1 protein-coding gene is annotated in these 1,208 nt (G+C 64.5%); it reads right to left on the bottom strand.

Annotated elements, in window-relative coordinates; all coding sequences use genetic code 11:
* Positions 1-1,208, bottom strand: a 1,208-nt coding sequence (locus EN935_RS36710) for an SfnB family sulfur acquisition oxidoreductase (RefSeq protein WP_245489151.1), incomplete at both ends; no start/stop codon positions are given.

Genomic DNA, 1,208 nt, shown 5'->3' with positions numbered 1-1,208 from the left:
GAGGAAATATTTGCCGAGGATCGAGTACTTCCAACGCACCGGGTCGTGCAGCGTGTGGGTACGGGCGTTGCGCCAATGCCGGTCGAGATTGTGTTCGGCCAGCGTTGAGCGGGTCCCTGCCAGTTCGAACAGCTTGTTCGTGGCGGCGATGGCTATTTCGGTCGACAGGATTTTTGCCTCGGCGGTGACGATCTGCGCATGCGCCACCGTCTCGGCGGTCGGCTCGGCCACCGCGCGGTCGATTGCCAGGCCGGCCTTTTCCAGCAACGCCTGCGCCGCGTGCAAACGCAATGTCAGGTCGCCGATGGCCTGGATGGTGTAGGGATCGTCCCAGGCATTGTCGACGCCACTGTCGATCCAGGCGCGGCTCCTGGTCCTGACGAAATGAACCGTCTCGTCGATCGCCGCCTGGGCGATGCCGGTGTCGACGGCCACCTGGATGATCTGGAAGATGGCGCCGTCGGCGGTCGGCTTGTCGTAGCCCTTGTAGCCTGGCACCAGATGCGTCTTCGGCACTTTGACATTGTCGATGATGACGGTGCCGGACAGTGTCGTGCGCTGGCCGAAGCTCGACCAGTCGTCGATGACCGTCAGGCCGGGCGCGGCCCGGTCGGCGATCGCATACCAGGCGCGGCCCTCATCATCGAGCGCCACGATCGGCACCAGATGGGCAAGCAGCGCGCCGGACGAATAGAATTTCCGGCCATTGACGACGACATGATCGCCGGCATCGGTGAAGCGGGTCTCGAAATCGGCGGCGCGCTTGGAGCCGAACTCGGAGAAGGCGTTGCCGAACCGCGTGCCCTTCAGCGCTTCGGCGAACAGCAGCTTCTGCTGATCGGCGTCGGACACGGTGCGGATGGCGGCGACGACGCCGAGATGGTTCTGGGCAACCTGGCCGATCGAGGAATCCGCCGCCGAGATGATTTCGATCACCTTCGCCAGCGTCGCATAGGACACCTCCGGCCCGCCGAATGCCTTGGGCACATTGATCGACCACAGGCCGCTTTGCGAAAACGCATCGAGTTCGGCAACCGGCCAGATCCGCTCGCGGTCGCGTTTGGAGGAGTCCTTGACGAATTCGGCGGCGAGCGCGTGGGCGATGGCAATCGCCTCGGCGTCGTCCTTGATGATGTGCGCTGGTTTCGTCGGCCTTGCGACTGGCGGCACGGCGGCGGAAGCGTGGTCGGTCTTGACGGTCGAAACGG

It is taken from the genome of Mesorhizobium sp. M7D.F.Ca.US.004.03.1.1, from assembly GCF_003998635.1.
GTDB lineage: Bacteria > Pseudomonadota > Alphaproteobacteria > Rhizobiales > Rhizobiaceae > Mesorhizobium > Mesorhizobium loti.
Note: the sequence above shows the minus strand (reverse complement) of the source record. Positions and strands in the feature narration are given on the sequence as shown.